Source organism: Alkalicoccobacillus gibsonii (genome assembly GCF_016798245.1).
Classification (GTDB): domain Bacteria; phylum Bacillota; class Bacilli; order Bacillales; family Bacillaceae_D; genus Alkalicoccobacillus; species Alkalicoccobacillus gibsonii.
Map to the genome: position 1 here is coordinate 555002 of NZ_JAEUZA010000001.1, position 20342 is coordinate 575343.

A 20342-nucleotide genomic window follows, 5' to 3' on the forward strand; every position below is an offset into this window, starting at 1 on the left:
ATATTTGAGAATGGCGCTTTTTTCTATTTAAATGAACGATAGGAGGAACGAGCATGAGTGAAAAAGCGTTAGAAACGAAGTTAGTTCAAATTGGAAATCGAAAAGACAATCGGACGGGGGCTGTGAATGCACCTGTTTACTTCTCCACCGCTTATAGACACACAGGGATCGGAGAATCAACAGGATATGATTATGCAAGAACCGGAAACCCAACTAGAGAGATATTGGAACAAGCGATTGCTGAATTAGAGGTAGGGGATCAAGGCTTTGCATGTAGCTCTGGAATGGCTGCTGTTCAAACAGTTTTATCTATCTTCAAAAGTGGTGATGAGATTGTTGCTTCTAAAGATCTATATGGTGGAACGTATCGATTATTTGAAGAAGGCTGGAACCATTGGGGGATTAAATTCCATTACTCTGACCCACGTAATCTAGAATCATTTGAAGAGGCGATTACACCTGAAACAAAAGCGTTGTTTATTGAAACGCCAACAAATCCACTTATGCAAGAAGCTTCTATTCCTGAGTTAGCAAAGCTTGCAGAAAAATATGATCTGCTGCTCATTGTGGATAATACGTTTTACACACCAATCATACAGCAACCTATTAAACTAGGAGCCGATATTGTCATTCATAGTGCGTCTAAGTACATAAGTGGTCACAATGATGTCATTGCAGGATTAATTGTGTCAAAAGGAAAAGAACTTTCAGAAAAAATCGGTTATTTTCATAATGGAATTGGTGCAACATTATCAGCCTTTGACTCATGGCTTGTTATTAGAGGAATGAAAACACTAGCATTGCGTATGGAAAAACATGAACAAAATGCAAAAGAGTTAGTACGCTTTCTTGAAGAATCAAGTGTTGTAGAGGACGTTCTGTACCCTGGAAGAGGAGGAATGATTTCCTTTAGAGTAGGTAGTGAGAATTGGATTAATCCGATTCTTCAAAATCTTGCGTTGATTTCATTTGCTGAAAGCCTAGGTGGCGTTGAAAGCTTAATGACTTATCCTGCAACGCAGACACACGCAGATATTCCAGAAGAGGTGAGAATTGCGAACGGTGTTGACAATCGCCTGCTTCGATTCTCTGTTGGAATCGAACGATCGGAGGATTTAATAGAAGACTTAAAACAAGCATTTTCTAAACTATAAGCTAATTCAAGATTAGAGTGGGAGGAGATCTAAGTGGGGTTGTTAGAGCGTCTAAAACAGGATGTATTAGTAGGGGACGGAGCGATGGGCACGCTTTTATATGAACGCGGAATCGAACAACAGTGCTTTGAAGAAGTGAATCTCAGTCACCCGGAAGAGATCATCTCCATTCACACTGAATATCTTCTAGCCGGTGCAGATGTAATCCAGACAAACACTTACGCTGCAAATCGTCTGAAGCTTAGTAAGTATGTACTAGAGGATAAAACAGCGGAGATTAACCGACGAGCGGTTGCTCTAGCAAAGCAAGCAGCAGAGAATCGTGCATTTGTCGTTGGAACAGTTGGTGGCATCCGTCGTTTTCAAATGGAAGAATCAACAATTAATGAAATTGAAGAAGCTCTGACAGAACAAATCATTGTTCTGATTGATGAAGGGGTTGATGGACTTTTATTTGAAACATTCTATGATTTAGAAGAAGCATTACTTGTTACATCCATCGCTAAAAAGCATAGCTCCCTGCCGGTTATCATGAACATTAGTTTAGGGGATATTAGCGTTATGAGTGGAGGGATCCATGCTGCTTCAGCTTTTGATCAGCTGACAGAAGCCGGTGCGGACATTGTTGGTTTAAACTGCCGAATGGGTCCCGCGCATATGCTTAGATCCTTTGAAGAAATTCCAATACCCACCGATCAATTTTTAGCCGTATATCCAAATGCTAGTTTACCCGATTACCGGGATGGTCGATTTTTCTACTCATCTAACCCTGATTACTTTGCAACTATGACTGAGAAGTTTATCGATCAAGGTGTACGATTGATCGGTGGCTGCTGTGGGACAACACCTGAACATATAAAAGCGATCGCTAATGCCGCCAGCACGCGGGTTCCTGTTTACGAAAAAAAGCTTAAAGTCGCTATTCTTCAGCCACTCGCTTCAGATCGCCCAGCTCGTAAAGATGAAAAGTTATCAGAGATTGTAAAAAAACGTTCGTCGATCATTGTTGAACTCGATCCACCAAAAAAATTAAATGTATCAAAATTTATGCAGGGTGCAAAAGCATTAAAGGATGCAGGAATTGATGCATTAACTCTTGCTGATAATTCACTTGCGTCTCCAAGAGTAGATAACCTAGCTCTTGGAACGATGGTAAAAGAACAAATTGGAGCTAGACCACTCGTACATTTGACTTGTCGCGACCGTAATTTAATCGGACTACAATCGCATCTTATGGGCTTACACACATTAGGGCTTCATGACGTATTAACCATCACGGGTGATCCGACAAAAATCGGTGACTTCCCTGGTGCCAGCTCCGTTTATGACTTAGCATCCTATCAATTAATATCCATGATCAAGCAGTTAAACGAGGGTTTATCATTTTCAGGGAAAGAGCTTGGTGAGAAAGCTGACTTTACTGTAGGTGCTGCCTTTAATCCAAATGTAAAATATATTGATAAAGCTGTTAAACGTTTAGAAAAAAAAATTGAGAGTGGTGCTGATTACTTTATGAGTCAGCCGGTCTACGATATTAACCAGCTTAAAGCCATTTATGATGAAACAAAACATCTGGATCAACCAATCTATATAGGTATTATGCCGATTGTTAGTTCTAGAAATGCTGAGTTTCTTCATAATGAAGTCCCCGGTATTAAACTTACGTCAGGCATTCGAGAAGTGATGGCAAAACATGAAGGAGATTCAGAATCTTCAAAACGAGAAGGCCTTGCTATTGCTAAAGAACTTGTGGATGCTGCATGTGAATGGTTTAACGGAATTTATCTCATTACACCATTCATGCATTATGACTTAACCGTCACGTTATCAGAGTATATTAAAGAACGAACGAATGTTATCAAACAATCAAATTAATAGTGTAAGTCGGATGTTCCTTCATTGGAGCATCCTTTTTATTTGTTCAAACAGTCGTCTTTTAAAAACAAATGAATAAAACCATTTTTCCAACAAAGACTAAACGCACGCAGAAATATTTAGCGGATAAATGTAATAGGAGGGAAAAAACAAATGAGCAAGTTCAAGCGGTCAGTATGTTCAAAATGTATCGTATTAACTCTCATAGCAGCACTTTGCTTACCGTTCGTTATGTCAGAAGATGCCTTTGCCTTCTCGGAACGAGTGATCCAAAAAGGAGCAACCGGAGACGATGTGGTAGAGCTACAATCACGGCTGCAGTATAACGGTTTTTATACCGGTAAGATTGATGGAGTCTATGGATGGGGTACGTATTGGGCCGTTCGCAATTTCCAAGAGGATTTTGGAATGGACGTCGATGGACTAGTTGGCGACAAGATGAAAATGAGGCTAGAAAAAGCAACGAAGTACGATGAAGGTTTTGTCCAAAATGCATTAAAAGAAGGAAGAAAATTCTCGCATTATGGTGGGACACCAAAAGAGAAGCAGCAGGGCCCTAAAGGAAGTGCAAAGGGTGGTTCTTCTAAAGGTGGAACAAGTAACAAAGGATCGAATGGGAATGCCGGTCAATCACAGACACCGTCAAGTCAAGGTGGAGGTGGAACAAAAGAGGGGACAGGTGGAGATGAGCAACCTCAACAACCTGAAAACGATCAGCCAACAATTGAAAAAGCAAATAATGTTCCATCTGGATACTCAGATAATGATATTCGGTTAATGGCTCAAGCTGTTTATGGTGAAGCGCGTGGAGAACCGTATGTCGGTCAGGTGGCAGTAGCTGCTGTAATTGTCAACCGCATAAACAGTGCAACCTTCCCTAACACAGTCTCTGAAGTCATTTTTGAACCGCGGGCATTTACAGCAGTAGCTGATGGTCAAATTTACAATGAGCCTAATGAACAAGCCAAAAAAGCGGTTATTGATGCATTAAATGGACAAGATCCTACTGGGAATGCGATTTATTATTTTAACCCAGAAACCGCTACATCTGATTGGATCTGGTCACGTGAACAAATCAAACAAATAGGTAAGCATATCTTTTGTTATTAGATAATGGAGGTGTGAGGATTTGATACGGAATATACTTATTGGATTAGCTGTCGCAGCTGTCGTAGGAACAGGTGTGTGGGGCTACCAACAGAAATCAGAAGGCGACCAACTTAGAATTCAGGCAGAGAATAACTATCAACGAGCGTTTCATGATCTGACCTTTAACCTTGATCAAATCGAGGACGAATTAGGTAAGACCCTTGCGATGAATACAAGAAGACAATTAACACCATCTCTAGCTGAAGTATGGCGTGTGACAAGCTTAGCCCAGAAAAACCTTGCGCAACTGCCTATACAAAATGTGAAAACAAGTGATACGGAAGAATTCCTTTATAAGATTGGTGATTTTAGTTACCGTACATCTGTACGTGATTTAGATAAAGAACCGTTAACAGAAAAGGAATATCAGACGTTAACAGATTTGCACAAGCATGCAGGAGAAATCCGCCAGAGTATGCGTAGTTTACAGGCTCAAGCAATGAATAACAAGCATCGTTGGGTGGATGAAAGTGCCAATGATAATGCTCCACAAGGTGAGGAAAGTGTTCCAGGTCAATTTGAACTGATGAACAAGTCAGTAGAAGGATTTACTGAAGTAGATTGGGGAGCTAGTAAAGATTCCATTCGAAACATTAATGGAGAACTTAAAAAGGCGTTAACAGGAAAAGAAGTGAGTGAAAAGGAAGCACAGGACATCGGTAGAAGCTATGCAGGTGTTGGTAAAGAATCAAAAGTTGATATTACTGAGACTGGAAAAGGACTGGAATATCCAGCCTATACGCTCGTCATTGACGATCCAGATCATAAAGCGAATTACTATATGGATATAAGCATAAACGGGGGTGAGCCCATTTGGTTTATGCAAGAACGTGAGATGGGTGAGCAAACGATTGGACTAAACGAAGCGACTGAAAAAGCGAGTAATTTCTTAGAACAACATGGAAAAGAAGACATGGAGTTAATTGATAGCACGCAATACGATACAGTCGGTGTCTTTGAATATGTGTACAAACAAGATGATGTCAGAATCTATCCGGATTCCATTTTGATCGGAGTTGCATTAGATAACGGAGATGTTGTCAGCTACGAATCAAAAGGATACATCATTAATCATAAAGAGAACCGAGATATTGCACAGCCGAAATTAAGTCGTGAAGAAGCGCAAACAAAGGTAAATCCAAAAGTGAAGATTATGGAAGAGCACATTGGAGTCATCAAGAACAATATTGACGAAGAAGTTCTTTGTTATGAGTTCCTTGGTGTGCTAGATGATGATACGTATCGAATTTTTATTAATGCTGAAGACGGGCAGGAAGAAAAAGTTGAGCGCCTCATTCAGTCAGAGCCTGTTTTCCAATAAAACGCGTAGGACCTAAGAGCGAAAAACATTGCTTTTAGGTCCTTCATTTTTCCATTGGGATATTCGTTTCATATCTTGCCATTTTGTCAGATCGTGCGATAATAAAAGGAAAAAGGTAGAGAGAGGACGGCGAACGTGTGGAAGTAGGAATGACGTTATATCTTGAAGCAAAGCATCAAGAAATGGAAAAGCCAGTACCGGTTTATCGCTGTCGAGTGGTTGATCTGGAGGATGGACGGATTATGATTGATTATCCAATCAATGAAACAACGAAAAAACCAGCATTTTTCTACGATGGTACGCAATTTAAAGCATGGTGGGTAGCCAAGGAAAATGCAGTGTATTCGTTTGAAGCGACGATTTTAGGACGAAAAAAATCAGAAATTCCTGTTTTAATTCTGAATCAACCGATGCCAGATCAAATCATTAAATTGCAGAGAAGGGAATATGTCAGAATCTCTGCAAGGGCAGATGTTGCTGTCCATCCATTCCATACAGACTATTATCCGTTTGCCTCAACGACGGTCGACATTAGCGGTGGCGGGTGTGCCATTACATTACCACGTAATTACCAGTGCCCACCCATTGGTGAAATGGTTATGCTTTATTTAGTATTACATCGCCCTTCTGGTACAGTTGATTATCTTCAAGTGAAGGCTGATATTGTTCGAATTATTCAGCCGTCTGAGCATTCTCAGGAACGACTTTCGTTTGAATTTCTTCAATTAGCTAAACGAGATCGCGAAAAAATAATGACTTATATTTTTGAAAAACAACTGATGGAAAAAAAGAAAATGAAGCTGTAGAAGCTGTTTTACATTAGACCACTATCTTCATATATGCTACACTTAAGAGGAAGATATCCGTTTAAATAGCGGGTTTAGAAAGTATGAACAGATGATGTGTTGTGAAATAATACGAGGTGTAAGAAATGAGTGATTCGGTGAATATTGCCATTGATGGTCCTGCTGGTGCTGGAAAGAGTACAGTAGCAAAGTTAGTTTCAGAGGAATTAGGATTTCTGTATATTGATACAGGAGCCATGTATCGAGCGTTAACACTTGCGGCATTAAGAGAAGCTGTTAATATGAACAGTGAGAGCGAACTAAGTCAATTACTTAGTAAATGCCACATTCAATTGGTTGTTAAAAAAGAGGGAGCGAGTGTCCTTTTAAATGATGAAGATGTTAGTAAAGATATTCGCACTCTTGAGGTCAATCAGAATGTTTCGCTCGTTTCAAGCTGGGAAGCTGTACGTGTTGAAATGGTGGAGCGTCAACGTCAATTAGCTCAAAAAACACATAGCGTGTTAGATGGTAGAGATATTGGGACGTACGTTCTTCCAAATGCTCAATTAAAAGTGTTTCTAACAGCTTCTGTATCAGAACGTGCGCGTAGACGTCATGAAGAGCAGCTAAAGAAAGGAATGTCGTCTGATTACGAACAACTTAAGGTTGATATTGCAAGGCGGGATGAGCTTGATTCAACAAGAGCATTTGCCCCTCTGAAAAAAGCGGAGGATGCAATTGAGATCGATACAACTACTTTATCCATTTCAGAAGTTGCCCAAGCTATTACTGATTTAGCGAAGGAGCGAACAAGCTAAATGGGATTATACCAATTTGGTCAGTTTGTTTGTCGAACCTATTTATCGGCACTTTATAAGATTGAAATTGAAGGTAAAGAAAATATTCCTGAGCAAGGTGGAGTTCTACTTTGCTGCAATCATATTAGTAATTTTGATCCGCCGTTTCTTGGAGCCTATATTAAACGTCCTACACGATATATGGCTAAACAAGAGCTATTTGAAAAGCCAATCTTAAAGCAATTGTTACCTAAGCTAGGAGCATTTCCGGTTAAGCGTGGTGGGGCTGATAAGCAAACATTACGTAAAGGAATGAACTATCTAAATGATCAAGAAATCTTAGGGTTGTTTCCTGAAGGAACAAGAAGCAAAGACGGGAAGCTTGGAAAAGGATTAGCAGGTGCAGGTTTCTTTGCATTAAAAACCGATGCGGTCGTCATTCCATGTGCGATTATTGGATCTTACAAGCGCGGAAAACGCTTAAAGCTTGTATATGGAAAACCGTTGGATTTATCCATACAGCGAGAAACAAAAGCAAGCTCAGGAGAAGTTACAGAGCTTATTATGAGTGAAATTCAAGCATTATTAGACACACACAAACAACCTCACGATTAAAATGCTTTCACTTTAGTTGAAAGTTTTTTATAAATATAGTTTCATTACCACTGTACGTAGTGGGTACTGAAGGAGGCAAATGTCAATGATTGAAGATATGAATAATGAAGTATCAGAACTGAAATCATTTACTGTAGGAGACATTGTGACGGGGAAGGTAACAAAGGTTGAAGATAAACAAGCCTTTGTTGATGTAGGCTTTAAAGTAGATGGTATTTTACCAATTAGTGAACTATCTAGCTTACACATTGAAACCGTTGGTGATGTTTTGGCAGTTGATGATGAACTGGAGCTCAAAATTCAAAAAGTCACTGATGAAGAGTTGGTCCTCTCTAAGCGAGCTGTACAGGCTGAAAAGGCATGGGAACGACTTCAAGACGCCTATTCTTCAGGGGAAATTATTGAGGCTGAAGTAGCTGATGTTGTAAAAGGTGGACTTGTAGTAGACGTAGGCGTTCGTGGATTCATTCCAGCCTCTCTCGTTGAACGTCACTTTGTAGAAGATTTCTCTAACTATAAAGGTCAGACACTCCGATTAAAAGTTGTGGAGCTGGATCGGGATAATAATAAACTTATTCTTTCACAACGTGCCGTTCTTGACGAAGAAGTTGAAACAAATAAGCGTCAGGTCCTTGATTCATTAAAAGCTGGAGACACTGTCGAAGGAACGGTTCAACGTTTAACGAACTTTGGTGCCTTTGTAGATGTTGGTGGCGTTGATGGGCTTGTACACATTTCTCAGTTAGCGCATCATCGCGTGGAATCCCCATCTGAAATTGTCTCTGAAGGCCAGAGTGTCAGGGTGAAAATTCTCTCTGTTGATACGAACAGCGAACGTGTCTCTTTATCTATTAAAGATACAGAACCAGGACCGTGGGAGAAAGTAGCCGAGCAGTTTTCTGTAGGTGATGTTGTGGATGGAACCGTAAAACGACTCGTATCATTTGGTGCCTTCGTTGAAATTGCAGCAGGTATTGAAGGTCTAGTCCACATTTCACAAATTGCTAACCGACATATTGGTACACCTAGTGAGGTCTTATCTGAAGGTGAAACCGTACAAGTGAAAGTACTTGAAGTAAGTGCTAGTGACAAACGGGTTTCCTTAAGTATTAGAGAACTACTTGAAAATGAAGATGGTAGTCAGGACTATGCTCAGTACGAAAGATCACGAGATGAAGATTCTGGTGGATTTTCATTAGGAGATATGATTGGCGACCAATTAAAAAAGTATAAATAAACATTGTTAAAGAGTAGCGTACATATCATTTGGTATGTACGCTACTTTTCTATGCTTTTCTATTCATAATAGGTTTAGTTGCTACTATTTCTGCCCATACTAGCTTATGAAACTAGGGGGGAGAAATGAATGGAAGGGTTATTTATGTTTTGGCTGAGTTGGGTGGCTTGGATTATTGTCACTTTTTTAATGGGGAAGTCAAAAAAGAGAATAATGTTAGCAGGTTTTATCCTACTTTTTATTATCTTTTATTCGGTTCACATACCTGTACCAATGGGAACGATTAATGCAGGGTTTATTTGGCTGGCCTTAGGCTGTTATTGGATGTTTCACAGACAAGCCAGAAAAAGACTGTTTGTTTCATTTTTGTTTGGATGGTTCATTGCAGCTGTCTACGCAGGCTTTTCCTTGTGGACGATGTATGATCCTATAATTATGATTGTTCAAAAGGAATGGATGATGGCTAGTATTCTATTTCTTCTATCCATTTTCTTAATGAAAAATGCTTTACTACGTGTAACGGTTGTTACACTTGGTATGATTCATGGTGAAGTGTTGACACACTTTGTGACAGCGAATATTTGGGGATTTTTTGAGGTTGGAAGTAATCTGTTTTTTGATGGTTTGGCTCTCAGTCTCGTGATTTTGTCGTTGCATATTCTTCTGCAGACGGTTAAAGGCTTCTTACAAGATGCGACAGAGAAATGGCGGAGTGCAACGGAGAGCCTATAAAACCTTTACTGATAGGGTCGACAAGCTCCGTTAGATTTAGTAAGATGAGTAAGTTAGAAACGGCAAAGAATGCACTTATAAAGGTGTGAGCTCGTGTCGTTTTTTCGTATGAACAATGACTGTCTCCTTTTATTTTATAAAGGGATCAGCATTTTAGAGAAAGGTTGTGGCGCTGTGACTAAACCAGTCGTGGCCATTGTAGGACGTCCTAACGTCGGAAAATCTACAATTTTTAATCGTATTGTTGGAGAAAGAATTGCGATTGTGGAAGACATTCCTGGTGTAACTCGTGATCGTATTTATAGTCAAGGTGAATGGCTAGATACAGAGTTTCAGGTGATCGATACAGGCGGAATTGAAATTGGAGACGAGCCATTGCTTGTGCAGATGCGTGCTCAGGCGGAATTGGCTATTAAAGAGTCTGACGTCATTATCTTTATGGTAAATGGACGTGAAGGGATTACTAATGCAGATCAGGAAGTAGCCAAGCTATTATTCCGATCAAAAAAACCAGTCGTTCTTGCGGTGAATAAAATTGATAATGTGGAGATGCAACAGCAGCTGTATGAATTTTATTCATTAGGGATGGGAGAGCCTTTTGGAATCTCTGGATCACACGGACTTGGACTTGGTGATTTATTAGATGAGGTGAAAAGCCATTTCCCTGAACAAGAAGAGGAAGTGTATGATCCTGATACAATCCGTATTGCATTGATTGGTCGTCCAAATGTCGGTAAATCTTCATTAGTAAATGGCATGCTTGGAGAAGATCGAGTGATTGTAAGTGATATTGCAGGTACAACTCGTGATGCCATTGATACACCGTTTACAAAGGATGATCAGGATTATGTGGTTATTGATACAGCGGGTATGCGTAAGCGCGGAAAAGTGTACGAAACCACTGAGAAGTACAGTGTACTTCGAGCACTTAAAGCAATTGAGAGAGCGGATGTTGTCTTGGTTGTGTTAAATGCAGAGGAAGGCATTATTGAACAGGATAAAAAGATTGCAGGTTATGCTCATGAAGCAGGACGCGCGATTCTGTTTGTTGTGAATAAATGGGATGCGGTTCCTGGTAAAGACGATAAAACAATGCAGAACTTTGAACGTAAGATCCGTGAAGAATTCCTTTTCTTAACTTATGCACCTGTATTATTCTTATCTGCTTTAACTCGTCAACGGATGCAGCATTTATTGCCACTTGTTAACAAAGTAGCAGAGAATCATACACTTCGAGTGGCTACTCATGTATTAAATGACATGGTAATGGATGCTGTTGTTATGAATCCAACTCCAACAGACAAAGGAAAACGCTTGAAGATTAATTATGTGACTCAAGTGGCTGTAGGTCCACCTACGTTTGTTTTCTTTGTAAACGAACCAGAATTAATGCATTTTTCGTATCAACGTTTCTTAGAAAATCGCTTGCGTGCAACGTTTGATTTAGAGGGTACACCAGTTAAAATTATTGCTCGTAAGAAAAATGATTAACGTTTTGACAATGGGAGGAGAACATTTATGGGAATAGGCCTTCTGGTTTCCATACTTATTGGTTATTTACTTGGGTCTATTAGCTTTAGTTATCTCATTGGTCGTAAATTACTAAAGCTAGATATTCGCACAATGGGGAGTGGGAATGCTGGGGCTACAAACACACTAAGAGTGATGGGGAAAGGCCCGGCCATCTCCGTCTTAGTGTTAGATATTGCAAAGGGTATTGCTGCTGTATGGATTGGCGTTTGGTTAGGTGCAGGTAATGCATGGGTACCGGCGCTAGCAGGTTTAGCTGCAATACTCGGTCATAATTGGCCCATTTATTTTGGTTTTCGAGGTGGAAAGGGTGTAGCAACCACAATAGGTGTTATTGCCACTCTTGTATTAATTCCTGCTTTAACTGCTGGGGTCATTGCGATTCTAAGTATTGTTTTTACACGTTATGTTTCCCTTGGATCTTTACTATTTGTAGGGTTAACGCCAATTACAGTTTGGTTATTTATGAATGGCTTGAATATACCGGTTGAGTACTTTTATTTAACAATAGCAGTAGCACTTTTATCTTTTTGGAAGCACCGTACAAATATTAAACGATTAACTACAGGTACAGAGAATAAACTAGGATCTAAAAAAGGTGCATAAAACGCGTGTGATAAGGGGTTGATTCATATGACTACGATTGCTGTAGTAGGATCTGGAAGCTGGGGTACAGCTCTAGGGATGGTTTTAGCTGATAACGGACACGACGTTCGCATGTGGGCTAGACGTGCTGATCAAATTGAAGAAATGAATACAAAAAAAACAAATGAAAAATATTTGCCTGAGGTTACACTCCCAGAAAGCATGTGTGGGTTTACAAGCCTTGAGGAAGCCGTTCAACCTGTAGAGGTTGTTGTGCTTGCTGTACCAGTAAAAGCGATTCGTGAAGAAACGAAAAAACTGCTTGAAGTTTCAAGCCGTCCTCTTACGATCATTCATGTGAGTAAAGGGATTGAACCTGGTACACAAAAAAGAGTATCCGAAATGATTGAAGAAGAAGCTAACGGTCATGCAAATCTTCATTCTGTGGTTGTCTTATCTGGACCTAGTCATGCTGAAGAGGTAAGCCGACGACAGCCTACAACTGTTACAGTTTCATCAACAAATCTTGAGTCTGCTCAATATGCACAGGATTTGTTCATGAACCAGAATTTCCGTGTGTATACTCATTCCGATCTAGTTGGTGTTGAGCTCGGTGGCGCATTAAAGAATATTATTGCACTTGTATGCGGTGTAACGAATGGACTGGGATATGGAGATAATACTAAAGCTGCTATTATGACTAGAGGACTCGCTGAGATTACCCGCATGGGTGTAAAGCTTGGTGCAGATCCCTTAACATTCTCAGGTTTGTCCGGTCTCGGTGATTTGATTGTAACGTGCACAAGTGTGCATTCAAGAAATTTCCGTGCAGGCAGGTTAATTGGACAAGGACTATCACTTGATGATGTGCTAGAGCAAATGGGAATGGCTGTTGAAGGTGTTAGAACAACGCAAGCTGCATTTGAGATGGCTAATCGCTTTGAAGTGGAAATGCCGATAACAAGTGCGATTTATCATGTTCTCTTTAATGGAATAAAGCCTGAAGATGCAGCTGGTGAGTTGATGGGCCGAGTGAAAAAACACGAGGAAGAAAAGTTAACTGACTAAAATGTTCTAGGCATTTACCATGCACCATCTTTCTCTGTACGCATACGATATGTTGATACTACGTACGGAGGAGGAGAGAGCACATGACTCAAAACCGAGATTCATCGTTCTTTGACCAGATTCAAAAGAATACGAAGGTTCGACCTGATGAACTATTAAAACTAGCAAACTCTGTAAGTAAATCAAACTTAAAAGACGAAGCAACAGTTAGACAATTAATTCATCAAGTGTCTCAGCTTGCAGGTAAACCTGTTTCTAAAGAAAAAGAAGATCAGCTTGTTCAAGCTATTATTAAAAACAACGTGCCTGCTGATTTTGCTTCCCTTTCAAAAATGTTTAATAAAAAATAGCACTCCGTTAGGCATATGCTCGTGCACTTTCAGTAGTCGTGCATATACTTGTAAGGAACACAAATATAGGGCTTACACATTAGGGTTATGTCATGAGTCGGAGAAAGGCCCCACTTTCTCCGATTTAATTAGTAACATGGACAAGCTTAAGTGAAGTCTATTGAGGAGGAAAAGAATGTCACAAGCCATGCTTCATATGTACATTTCTTTTGCTGGTATGATTTTGATGTTTGTTTCGGCTGGACTGGCTCTTTTTAGTCGGACAAAATTAAAAGGAATCATTCAAAAGATTGTTTTGTCCATTTCATTTGTATGTTTAATGGTTTCAGGAATTATTGTTTTTTATATTGTAGTAGGGGGACCAACGTCAAGCTAGGGAGGAGATACATTATGAAACGATTTCTTTTGAAAGCGTTGTTTTTGGGGAGTCTCCTTTTACTTGCAGGGTGCTTTTATCCACAAAACGAGCGACAAGCTTCTCAAGCAGCGTATTTAGATCAATTGGCTTCAGTTCAATCAGCTGTTGACTCGTTTCAAGAGGATACCGCTGTTTTACCTATTCAGACTTTTGATGAGAACACACCTACGTATCAACGATATGTTATTGATTTTAGGCAGCTGGTGCCACGCTATATGCAGGAACCTCCAGGTACAGCATTTGAAAACGGAGGAATGTATCAATATACTCTTATCGATGTTGAAGAGAATCCGACCGTTAAACTCATTGATTTAAGTTCATTAAAGACCATACAAGAACTAATGAGTCGGATTAATAATTATCGGGCAAATCATACATATGCACCAGTAAATGAGATTGTGGCAGAGGGTTTATTTACGATTGATTTTGAAGCGTTATCCTATAAAGAAGAACCAGTGATTATTAGCCCTTATACTGGAAACAGTCTTCCTTTTCTTTACTCAAACACAGGAGAATTAGTGATTGACTATGCGAGTGATATTAACATTCGTATAAATGAATTGGATGAAATAAATGAAGATGAGGATTTACGCCCGTTGCTATATGAAGAAGCTCCCTTTGTTCCATTTCATTCGGTACCTTATACATTATCCGAATCTGGGGAACCTGAGCTAGATCCATCGTTTGAAGCCGAATAAAAATAATTAAATAGAAAATGGTCTATTCTGCCCCTCCACTAGATATATATACGGTAATGGAAGGGGCATTTTTTTGTTGGTCGGGCTCCCCTTCTCGAAAAAGAGTGAACCGTTTGAATGAAAATCCAAAAAAATAGATCATATTTTTGGGACAACGTTCATAGCATGAACTATGTGAGGATTTCAGCGCAAATGGGAGAACTCTTATATTGAAATGATCGGGAGGGGATCACGTGGAAAAAGTCGACATCTTTAAGGATATTGCAGAGCGCACAGGCGGGGACATTTACTTAGGTGTAGTAGGTGCCGTCCGTACAGGTAAATCTACGTTTATTAAAAAGTTTATGGAGCTAGTGGTTTTGCCGAATATTGAAAATGAGTCAGAGAAGGTAAGGGCTCAGGATGAATTGCCACAGTCGGCAGCAGGAAAGACGATCATGACGACAGAACCGAAATTTGTGCCAAATCAAGCGGTCTCCATCAATGTTGGTGATGGGTTAGATGTAAATATTCGCTTAGTCGATTGCGTAGGATATGCTGTACCAGGTGCAAAGGGATATGAAGATGAGAATGGCCCTAGAATGATTAACACGCCTTGGTATGAAGAACCGATTCCTTTTCAAGAGGCTGCCGAAATTGGTACTCGTAAAGTCATTCAAGAACATTCAACCCTTGGTGTAGTCATTACGAGTGATGGAACGATTGGAGATATACCACGTTATGACTATGTTGAGTCTGAAACAAGAGTCATTGAAGAGTTAAAAGAAGTGGGTAAGCCGTTTATCATGGTTGTTAACAGTGTGAGACCGTATCATCCTGAAACGGAAAAGCTTCGTGCGCAATTAGCGGAAGAACATGATATTCCAGTCTTGTCTATGAGTATTGAAAGCATGACCGATCAGGATATTCAAAATGTACTTCGTGAAGTATTGTTTGAATTCCCTGTACATGAGGTGAATGTAAATTTACCAAGCTGGGTGATGGTTCTTCATCAAGATCATTGGTTGCGCCAAAGCTATGAGGAATCCGTTCGTGAAACGGTTAAAGATATTAAGAGATTACGAGATGTAGACCGAGTGGTTGGTCATTTCACAGAATTTGATTTCATAGATGATGCTAGACTTGCCGGCATTGAAATGGGTCATGGTATAGCGGAGATTGATCTCTATGCACCAGATACCCTTTATGATGAAGTCCTAAAAGAGGTAGTTGGTGTAGAGATCCGTGGAAAAGATCATTTATTATCTTTGATGCAGGAATTCGCACATGCGAAGTCAGAGTATGATCAAGTATCTGATGCACTTCAAATGGTTAAGCAAACAGGCTACGGCATTGCAGCTCCAGCATTATCTGATATGAGCCTTGATGAACCGGAGATCATCCGCCAAGGAGCGCGATTTGGCGTCAGGTTAAAAGCTGTTGCCCCGTCGATTCACATGATTAAGGTTGACGTAGAATCTGAATTTGCACCAATCATCGGCACAGAAAAGCAAAGCGAAGAGCTTGTCAGATATCTAATGCAGGACTTTGAAGAGAATCCACTTTCAATCTGGAATTCTGACATCTTTGGTCGCTCTCTTAATTCAATCGTTAGAGAAGGGATTTCTGCAAAGCTATCGCTTATGCCAGAGAATGCTCGGTACAAATTAAAAGAAACACTTGAACGAATAATTAACGAAGGTTCAGGTGGACTCATTGCGATCATCCTATAAGCGGAAAAGGGACTCTCTAGAGAGTTCCTTTTTGCTTTTGTTAAGCGAGATATGCTAAGATTTACAGCAGAATAGCGTTTAAACGGGCTTCGTTTAAACTAGCCAGGGAGCGATTAAGATGGGCAATGAAAAGGATTATATCGTCATTAAAGCAAAAGAAAATGGTGTAACGGTCATAGGTCTTACACGAGGCACTGATACTAGGTTTCATCACTCTGAAAAGTTAGATAAGGGTGAGGTATTAGTCGCTCAGTTTACCGATCATACATCTGCCATTAAAGTGCGTGGCAAGGCTGAGATACAAACAACTCATGGTCATGTTACCTCTGGTCAAGAAGATCAATAGAAAAGCTCGTCAGGTAATGTCGAGTCACGCATGGTTGGGACATAAAGACTATGCTATACTGAAATTATGAATTTGTTATACACTGGAGGATACATACGATGGTGAATCCCAGCCACCTAACCAAAGAAGTAACAGCTATTATAGAGAAATTTAACCAACTCACTTATCATCCCTATATAGAGAAATACATTCCATCTGTAGGCATTGATGAAGAGAAATGTCGCTTATTTTACGCGTCTTTATCGAAAAAAGCGTCAAAAGAGGACGCATTTGTGATTACATTATGTGCGATGCTCGTTCAAGCTGCTCTAGATGTACACGAAAAAGTTACTTTACACCCCGTTCATTCAGATGATGCTAGAAAGAATCGCCAATTACATGTACTAATTGGTGATTATTATAGTAGTTTATATTATCACTTACTTGCCGGATCTGACCATGTACCATTAACTCGTCTCTTTAGTCACACACTACAGGAGATAAATGAACAAAAAATGAACGTCTATGAAGTAAATCATGATGAATACGCTGAAATGGCTGACCATGTGATGTTTATTGAGTCTGGATTATATGGAAAACTTCTTGAAGAGTATAATCTATCTTTTGATAAAGAGATTTTTGAGCAATTGTTTTTCTACAAACGGTTTATGGATGAATGGAATAATTGGAACAGTGATCGAGATTCAGCGTTAATTCAGACATTCCTTAAGCAAACGCCAGTTTCAGGGCACCAGGATGCTTTAATTCAAAAACAGGATGAGTTACGAGCGTCTATACAAAGACTATATGTAAGCCACCCTGATTTTACTGATCATATTGATCAATATCTAAATGAAGCCATCCAATCTGCTCCTGTGGAGGAAATGGAAAGAAAGGTGAGATAGATGGGGCAACAAACAAAGGAAGAACGAGTTCACGAGGTGTTTGAGTCGATTTCCACTCAGTACGACCGAATGAATTCAGTTATTAGTCTGCAGCTTCATAAAGTGTGGCGTAAAGATGTCATGAAAATAATGAATGTTAAGCCTGGAGATGCCTCGTTAGATGTATGCTGTGGTACAGCCGATTGGACGATTGCTCTTGGACAAGCTGCGGGTGCTAATGGAAGAACGGAAGGGTTAGACTTTAGCCAAAACATGCTTGATGTCGGTCAAAAGAAATTAGAAGATCAAGATCTTACATACATTAACCTTCATCATGGAAACGCAATGGAACTACCATTTGAAGACAATCAATTTGATTATGTGACGATTGGGTTTGGATTACGTAATGTACCAGACTATCTTCAAGTCTTAAAAGAGATGGAGCGTGTTGTGAAACCAGGTGGAATGGTTGTTTGTCTTGAGACGTCAAATCCAACAATGCCTGTGTATAAACAAGTCTATCAACTATATTTTAGACATCTCATGCCTCTTGCTGGCCGCATTTTTGCTAAAAGTCATAAGGAGTATTCATGGTTACAAGAATCCACTCAAACATTTCCTTCGAAACAGCAATTAGCTAGTTTGTTTCAAGAAGCTGGCTTAAAGGATGTTACCTTTAAAAGCTACTCTGGGGGAGCTGCAGCGGTGCATTATGGAAGAAAGAATAAGTGATTACTAGAGTATAGATATACGTGGTCATTGTTGTCCGCATAAGAAGAGTTAGGAGCAGATATTGTGATACGAAAGTTAAAAATCATTCTTGAAATGATTAAGTTTGAGCATACGGTGTTTGCACTGCCGTTTGCGTTTATGGGTACCATTTTAGGGAGTCTGATTATTAATGATCGGTTTCCACTTTGGACGGATTGGATTTGGATTATTGTTGCGATGTTCGGTGCAAGAAGTGCAGCGATGTCCCTTAATCGATTAATAGATGAAAAAATTGATCGGCATAATCCGAGGACAGCGGATCGCGCCATTCCGGCAGGGCTAGTGTCTAAGGTGGAAGTGCTGGTCTTTATTGTGGCTTCCTTTGCCTTACTGATTGTAGCTGCTTTTCAATTAAATCCTTTGGCAGTGGTTTTTTTACCTTTGGCAGTATTTTTGTTGGTCTTTTATTCATATACAAAACGATTTACATGGGCTTGTCATATTGTGTTAGGTTTGACCATCGGTTTTGCTCCCCTTGGTGGTTGGATAGCTGTAACGGGTGAAATTACATGGGTGGTAATCGTCTTGTACTTCGCAGTCGCATTTTGGCTTGCAGGCTTTGATACTGTGTATGCAACTCAGGATGCTGATTATGACCGTGAACGTGGCTTATACTCCATCCCAAGTCGTTTTGGTGTAGCAAAAGCCTTAATCATCGCGAGAGGGTTTCATGTCGTAAGCTTTTGCTTGTTTTTAGCTTTGTTTTTTATGACAACTGTATTAGGTTGGTTCTACTTAGTTGGTGTGATCATAGCTGGTGGTATGATGATATATCAACATGCACTTGTATCTAAGGATGATCTTTCAAGAGTGATGTTTGCCTTCTTTCCAATGAACGGAACGCTAAGTGTTGTTATGTTTCTCTTTACACTTGGAGACATCTTCTTATGAGTTCCCAGGGTCCGTACATTGTTGGAATGACAGGAGCAAGCGGAGGTATTTACGGAATAAGACTGGTTCAAGAGCTGCTTGGAACTGGTCACGATGTTCACCTTGTTTTAACGGAAGCAACATGGCAGGTTTTTCAAGCAGAGATGAAGCTAGATATATCGGATCGAGATCAAGTAATAGCTGAATTATTTAATGAACGTCAAGAGAATCTCCATGTGTATGATCTTCATAATTATGCCGCTCCGATTGCGAGCGGCTCCTTCCGAACAAAAGGAATGATTGTCATTCCATGTTCAATGGGGTCTCTCTCTGGAATGGCGATTGGAGCATCAGGTAATCTTATTGAACGGGCAGCGGACGTGATGTTAAAAGAAAAACGTCCTTTGGTCATTGTTCCTAGAGAAACGCCACTTCACCAGATTCAACTGGAGAATATGCTGACGCTTTCAAAAGCAGGAGCAACTATTTTACCTGCTATGCCAGGATTTTATCATAATCCAACTACAATGGAAGAACTGATTGATTTTGTGGTGGGAAAAGCGTTAGATGTTTTAGGAGTAGAGCACGAATTGTTTAAAAGGTGGGGAAGTGAATCATGACGCTTCGCATTGGTGAAATTGAGTACGCTAATATTCAACCGTTTTTTGATAAATTGAATCGAAATGAATTAACGGAAAATGGATTTCAACTTATGACAGATGTACCAAGTCAGGTGAATCGTCGTCTGGCAGAAGGCGCTGTTGATGTTGCTGGCATATCCTCGTTTTCTTATGCTCAGCATGCAGACGATTACTCGATCCTTCCAGACTTATCGGTTTCGTCAAAAGGCGAGGTTCGTTCATTATATTTGTTTTCTAAGGTACCGATTGAACAGCTAGACGAGAAACGAGTTGCGTTAACAGCCAGTTCAGCTACAACCGTTCATTTACTTAAAATTATCTTACGTTCGTTCTATGAGCTTCGAGTACAGTATGAAACGATGAAGCCAGATCTAGCTGAGATGCTCTTGACGCATGATGCAGCCTTACTTATTGGAGATGATGCCATTCGAGCGGCGCGAACGAACACAACTCTTTATCAATATGATCTTGGTACGTTATGGTATGAGCAAACTGGCTTACCAATGTCCTATGCAGTGTTTGCTGTTAGAAATGAGGTTTTATCAACCCATTCAGATGAGCTCGACACCATTTATCAAGCATTCGTGCAAAGTAAAATCTCGAGTCATCATAATGACTACAAGGATTTATCAAATCGATTTGTCTTAAAACAAGGTGGAACCTTTGACTTTTGGCAATCATATTTTCAAAATTTGTGGTATCATTTTAATGAAGAAAATAAACGTGGATTATTATATTATTATAAGCTGGCTTATGAGTATGGATTCTTGTCAAAGTCAATTCACTCAATCAGTGTGTGGAGTAAGGTCCACTCCTGACATG

22 protein-coding genes are annotated in these 20342 nt (G+C 40.0%); all 22 read left to right on the top strand.

The window, feature by feature from the left end; all coding sequences use genetic code 11:
• Nucleotides 1-53: 53 nt before the first annotated feature.
• Nucleotides 54-1154 carry a methionine biosynthesis PLP-dependent protein gene (locus JNO66_RS03060; protein WP_203086724.1) on the top strand — a complete coding sequence of 367 codons (1101 nt, stop codon included), beginning with the start codon at nucleotides 54-56 and terminating at the stop codon, nucleotides 1152-1154.
• A 33-nt stretch (nucleotides 1155-1187) separates the two neighbouring features.
• Nucleotides 1188-3029 (top strand): bifunctional homocysteine S-methyltransferase/methylenetetrahydrofolate reductase, encoded by a 1842-nt coding sequence (locus tag JNO66_RS03065; protein ID WP_203086725.1) that lies wholly within the window; start codon nucleotides 1188-1190, stop codon nucleotides 3027-3029.
• A gap of 153 nt (nucleotides 3030-3182) precedes the next feature.
• Nucleotides 3183-4139, top strand: a complete 957-nt coding sequence (sleB, locus tag JNO66_RS03070; protein ID WP_203086726.1) for a spore cortex-lytic enzyme — start codon at nucleotides 3183-3185, stop codon at nucleotides 4137-4139.
• 19 nt (nucleotides 4140-4158) lie between these two features.
• Nucleotides 4159-5499 (top strand): germination protein YpeB, encoded by a 1341-nt coding sequence (gene ypeB / locus JNO66_RS03075; protein ID WP_203086727.1) that lies wholly within the window; start codon nucleotides 4159-4161, stop codon nucleotides 5497-5499.
• A 137-nt stretch (nucleotides 5500-5636) separates the two neighbouring features.
• The gene (locus JNO66_RS03080) at nucleotides 5637-6305 is read left to right on the top strand and encodes a flagellar brake protein (protein WP_203086728.1); all 669 of its coding nucleotides are present in this window, start codon (nucleotides 5637-5639) and stop codon (nucleotides 6303-6305) included.
• A 125-nt stretch (nucleotides 6306-6430) separates the two neighbouring features.
• On the top strand, nucleotides 6431-7105 hold the full coding sequence (cmk, locus tag JNO66_RS03085; RefSeq protein ID WP_203086729.1) for a (d)CMP kinase: 675 nt from the start codon (nucleotides 6431-6433) through the stop codon (nucleotides 7103-7105).
• Complete coding sequence (locus tag JNO66_RS03090; RefSeq protein ID WP_203086730.1) at nucleotides 7106-7699, top strand: lysophospholipid acyltransferase family protein; 594 nt, start codon at nucleotides 7106-7108, stop codon at nucleotides 7697-7699. It abuts the gene before it with no gap.
• A gap of 85 nt (nucleotides 7700-7784) precedes the next feature.
• Nucleotides 7785-8936 (top strand): 30S ribosomal protein S1, encoded by a 1152-nt coding sequence (rpsA, locus tag JNO66_RS03095; protein WP_203086731.1) that lies wholly within the window; start codon nucleotides 7785-7787, stop codon nucleotides 8934-8936.
• 129 nt (nucleotides 8937-9065) lie between these two features.
• Nucleotides 9066-9668: a YphA family membrane protein gene (locus JNO66_RS03100; RefSeq protein WP_203086732.1), complete on the top strand. Its 603-nt coding sequence runs from the start codon at nucleotides 9066-9068 to the stop codon at nucleotides 9666-9668.
• A gap of 174 nt (nucleotides 9669-9842) precedes the next feature.
• The gene (der, locus tag JNO66_RS03105; RefSeq protein ID WP_203086733.1) at nucleotides 9843-11159 is read left to right on the top strand and encodes a ribosome biogenesis GTPase Der; all 1317 of its coding nucleotides are present in this window, start codon (nucleotides 9843-9845) and stop codon (nucleotides 11157-11159) included.
• A gap of 27 nt (nucleotides 11160-11186) precedes the next feature.
• A complete protein-coding gene (plsY, locus tag JNO66_RS03110) occupies nucleotides 11187-11804 on the top strand; it encodes a glycerol-3-phosphate 1-O-acyltransferase PlsY (protein WP_203086734.1) in 618 nt (205 codons plus the stop codon).
• A gap of 27 nt (nucleotides 11805-11831) precedes the next feature.
• Complete coding sequence (locus JNO66_RS03115) at nucleotides 11832-12851, top strand: NAD(P)H-dependent glycerol-3-phosphate dehydrogenase (RefSeq protein WP_203086735.1); 1020 nt, start codon at nucleotides 11832-11834, stop codon at nucleotides 12849-12851.
• Nucleotides 12852-12934: 83 nt separating this feature from the next.
• Nucleotides 12935-13201 (top strand): stage VI sporulation protein F, encoded by a 267-nt coding sequence (locus JNO66_RS03120; RefSeq protein WP_203086736.1) that lies wholly within the window; start codon nucleotides 12935-12937, stop codon nucleotides 13199-13201.
• Between the two features lie 175 nt (nucleotides 13202-13376).
• Complete coding sequence (locus tag JNO66_RS03125) at nucleotides 13377-13577, top strand: DUF2768 domain-containing protein (protein WP_203086737.1); 201 nt, start codon at nucleotides 13377-13379, stop codon at nucleotides 13575-13577.
• A 14-nt stretch (nucleotides 13578-13591) separates the two neighbouring features.
• On the top strand, nucleotides 13592-14317 hold the full coding sequence (locus JNO66_RS03130; RefSeq protein WP_203086738.1) for a hypothetical protein: 726 nt from the start codon (nucleotides 13592-13594) through the stop codon (nucleotides 14315-14317).
• A gap of 233 nt (nucleotides 14318-14550) precedes the next feature.
• Nucleotides 14551-16029, top strand: coding sequence for a stage IV sporulation protein A (gene spoIVA, locus JNO66_RS03135; protein ID WP_203086739.1), 1479 nt, complete (start codon nucleotides 14551-14553; stop codon nucleotides 16027-16029).
• Between the two features lie 118 nt (nucleotides 16030-16147).
• The gene (gene mtrB / locus JNO66_RS03140) at nucleotides 16148-16375 is read left to right on the top strand and encodes a trp RNA-binding attenuation protein MtrB (RefSeq protein ID WP_203086740.1); all 228 of its coding nucleotides are present in this window, start codon (nucleotides 16148-16150) and stop codon (nucleotides 16373-16375) included.
• Between the two features lie 98 nt (nucleotides 16376-16473).
• The gene (locus JNO66_RS03145) at nucleotides 16474-17259 is read left to right on the top strand and encodes a heptaprenyl diphosphate synthase component 1 (RefSeq protein ID WP_203086741.1); all 786 of its coding nucleotides are present in this window, start codon (nucleotides 16474-16476) and stop codon (nucleotides 17257-17259) included.
• A complete protein-coding gene (locus JNO66_RS03150) occupies nucleotides 17260-17970 on the top strand; it encodes a demethylmenaquinone methyltransferase (protein ID WP_203086742.1) in 711 nt (236 codons plus the stop codon).
• Nucleotides 17971-18030: 60 nt separating this feature from the next.
• A complete protein-coding gene (locus JNO66_RS03155) occupies nucleotides 18031-18900 on the top strand; it encodes a UbiA-like polyprenyltransferase (RefSeq protein ID WP_308807430.1) in 870 nt (289 codons plus the stop codon).
• Nucleotides 18897-19499 carry a UbiX family flavin prenyltransferase gene (locus tag JNO66_RS03160; RefSeq protein ID WP_203086744.1) on the top strand — a complete coding sequence of 201 codons (603 nt, stop codon included), beginning with the start codon at nucleotides 18897-18899 and terminating at the stop codon, nucleotides 19497-19499. The genes JNO66_RS03155 and JNO66_RS03160 overlap by 4 nt, the downstream gene beginning before the upstream one ends.
• The gene (locus tag JNO66_RS03165; protein ID WP_203086745.1) at nucleotides 19496-20338 is read left to right on the top strand and encodes a menaquinone biosynthesis protein; all 843 of its coding nucleotides are present in this window, start codon (nucleotides 19496-19498) and stop codon (nucleotides 20336-20338) included. Before JNO66_RS03160 ends, JNO66_RS03165 begins: the two co-directional genes overlap by 4 nt.
• Nucleotides 20339-20342: the final 4 nt, after the last annotated feature.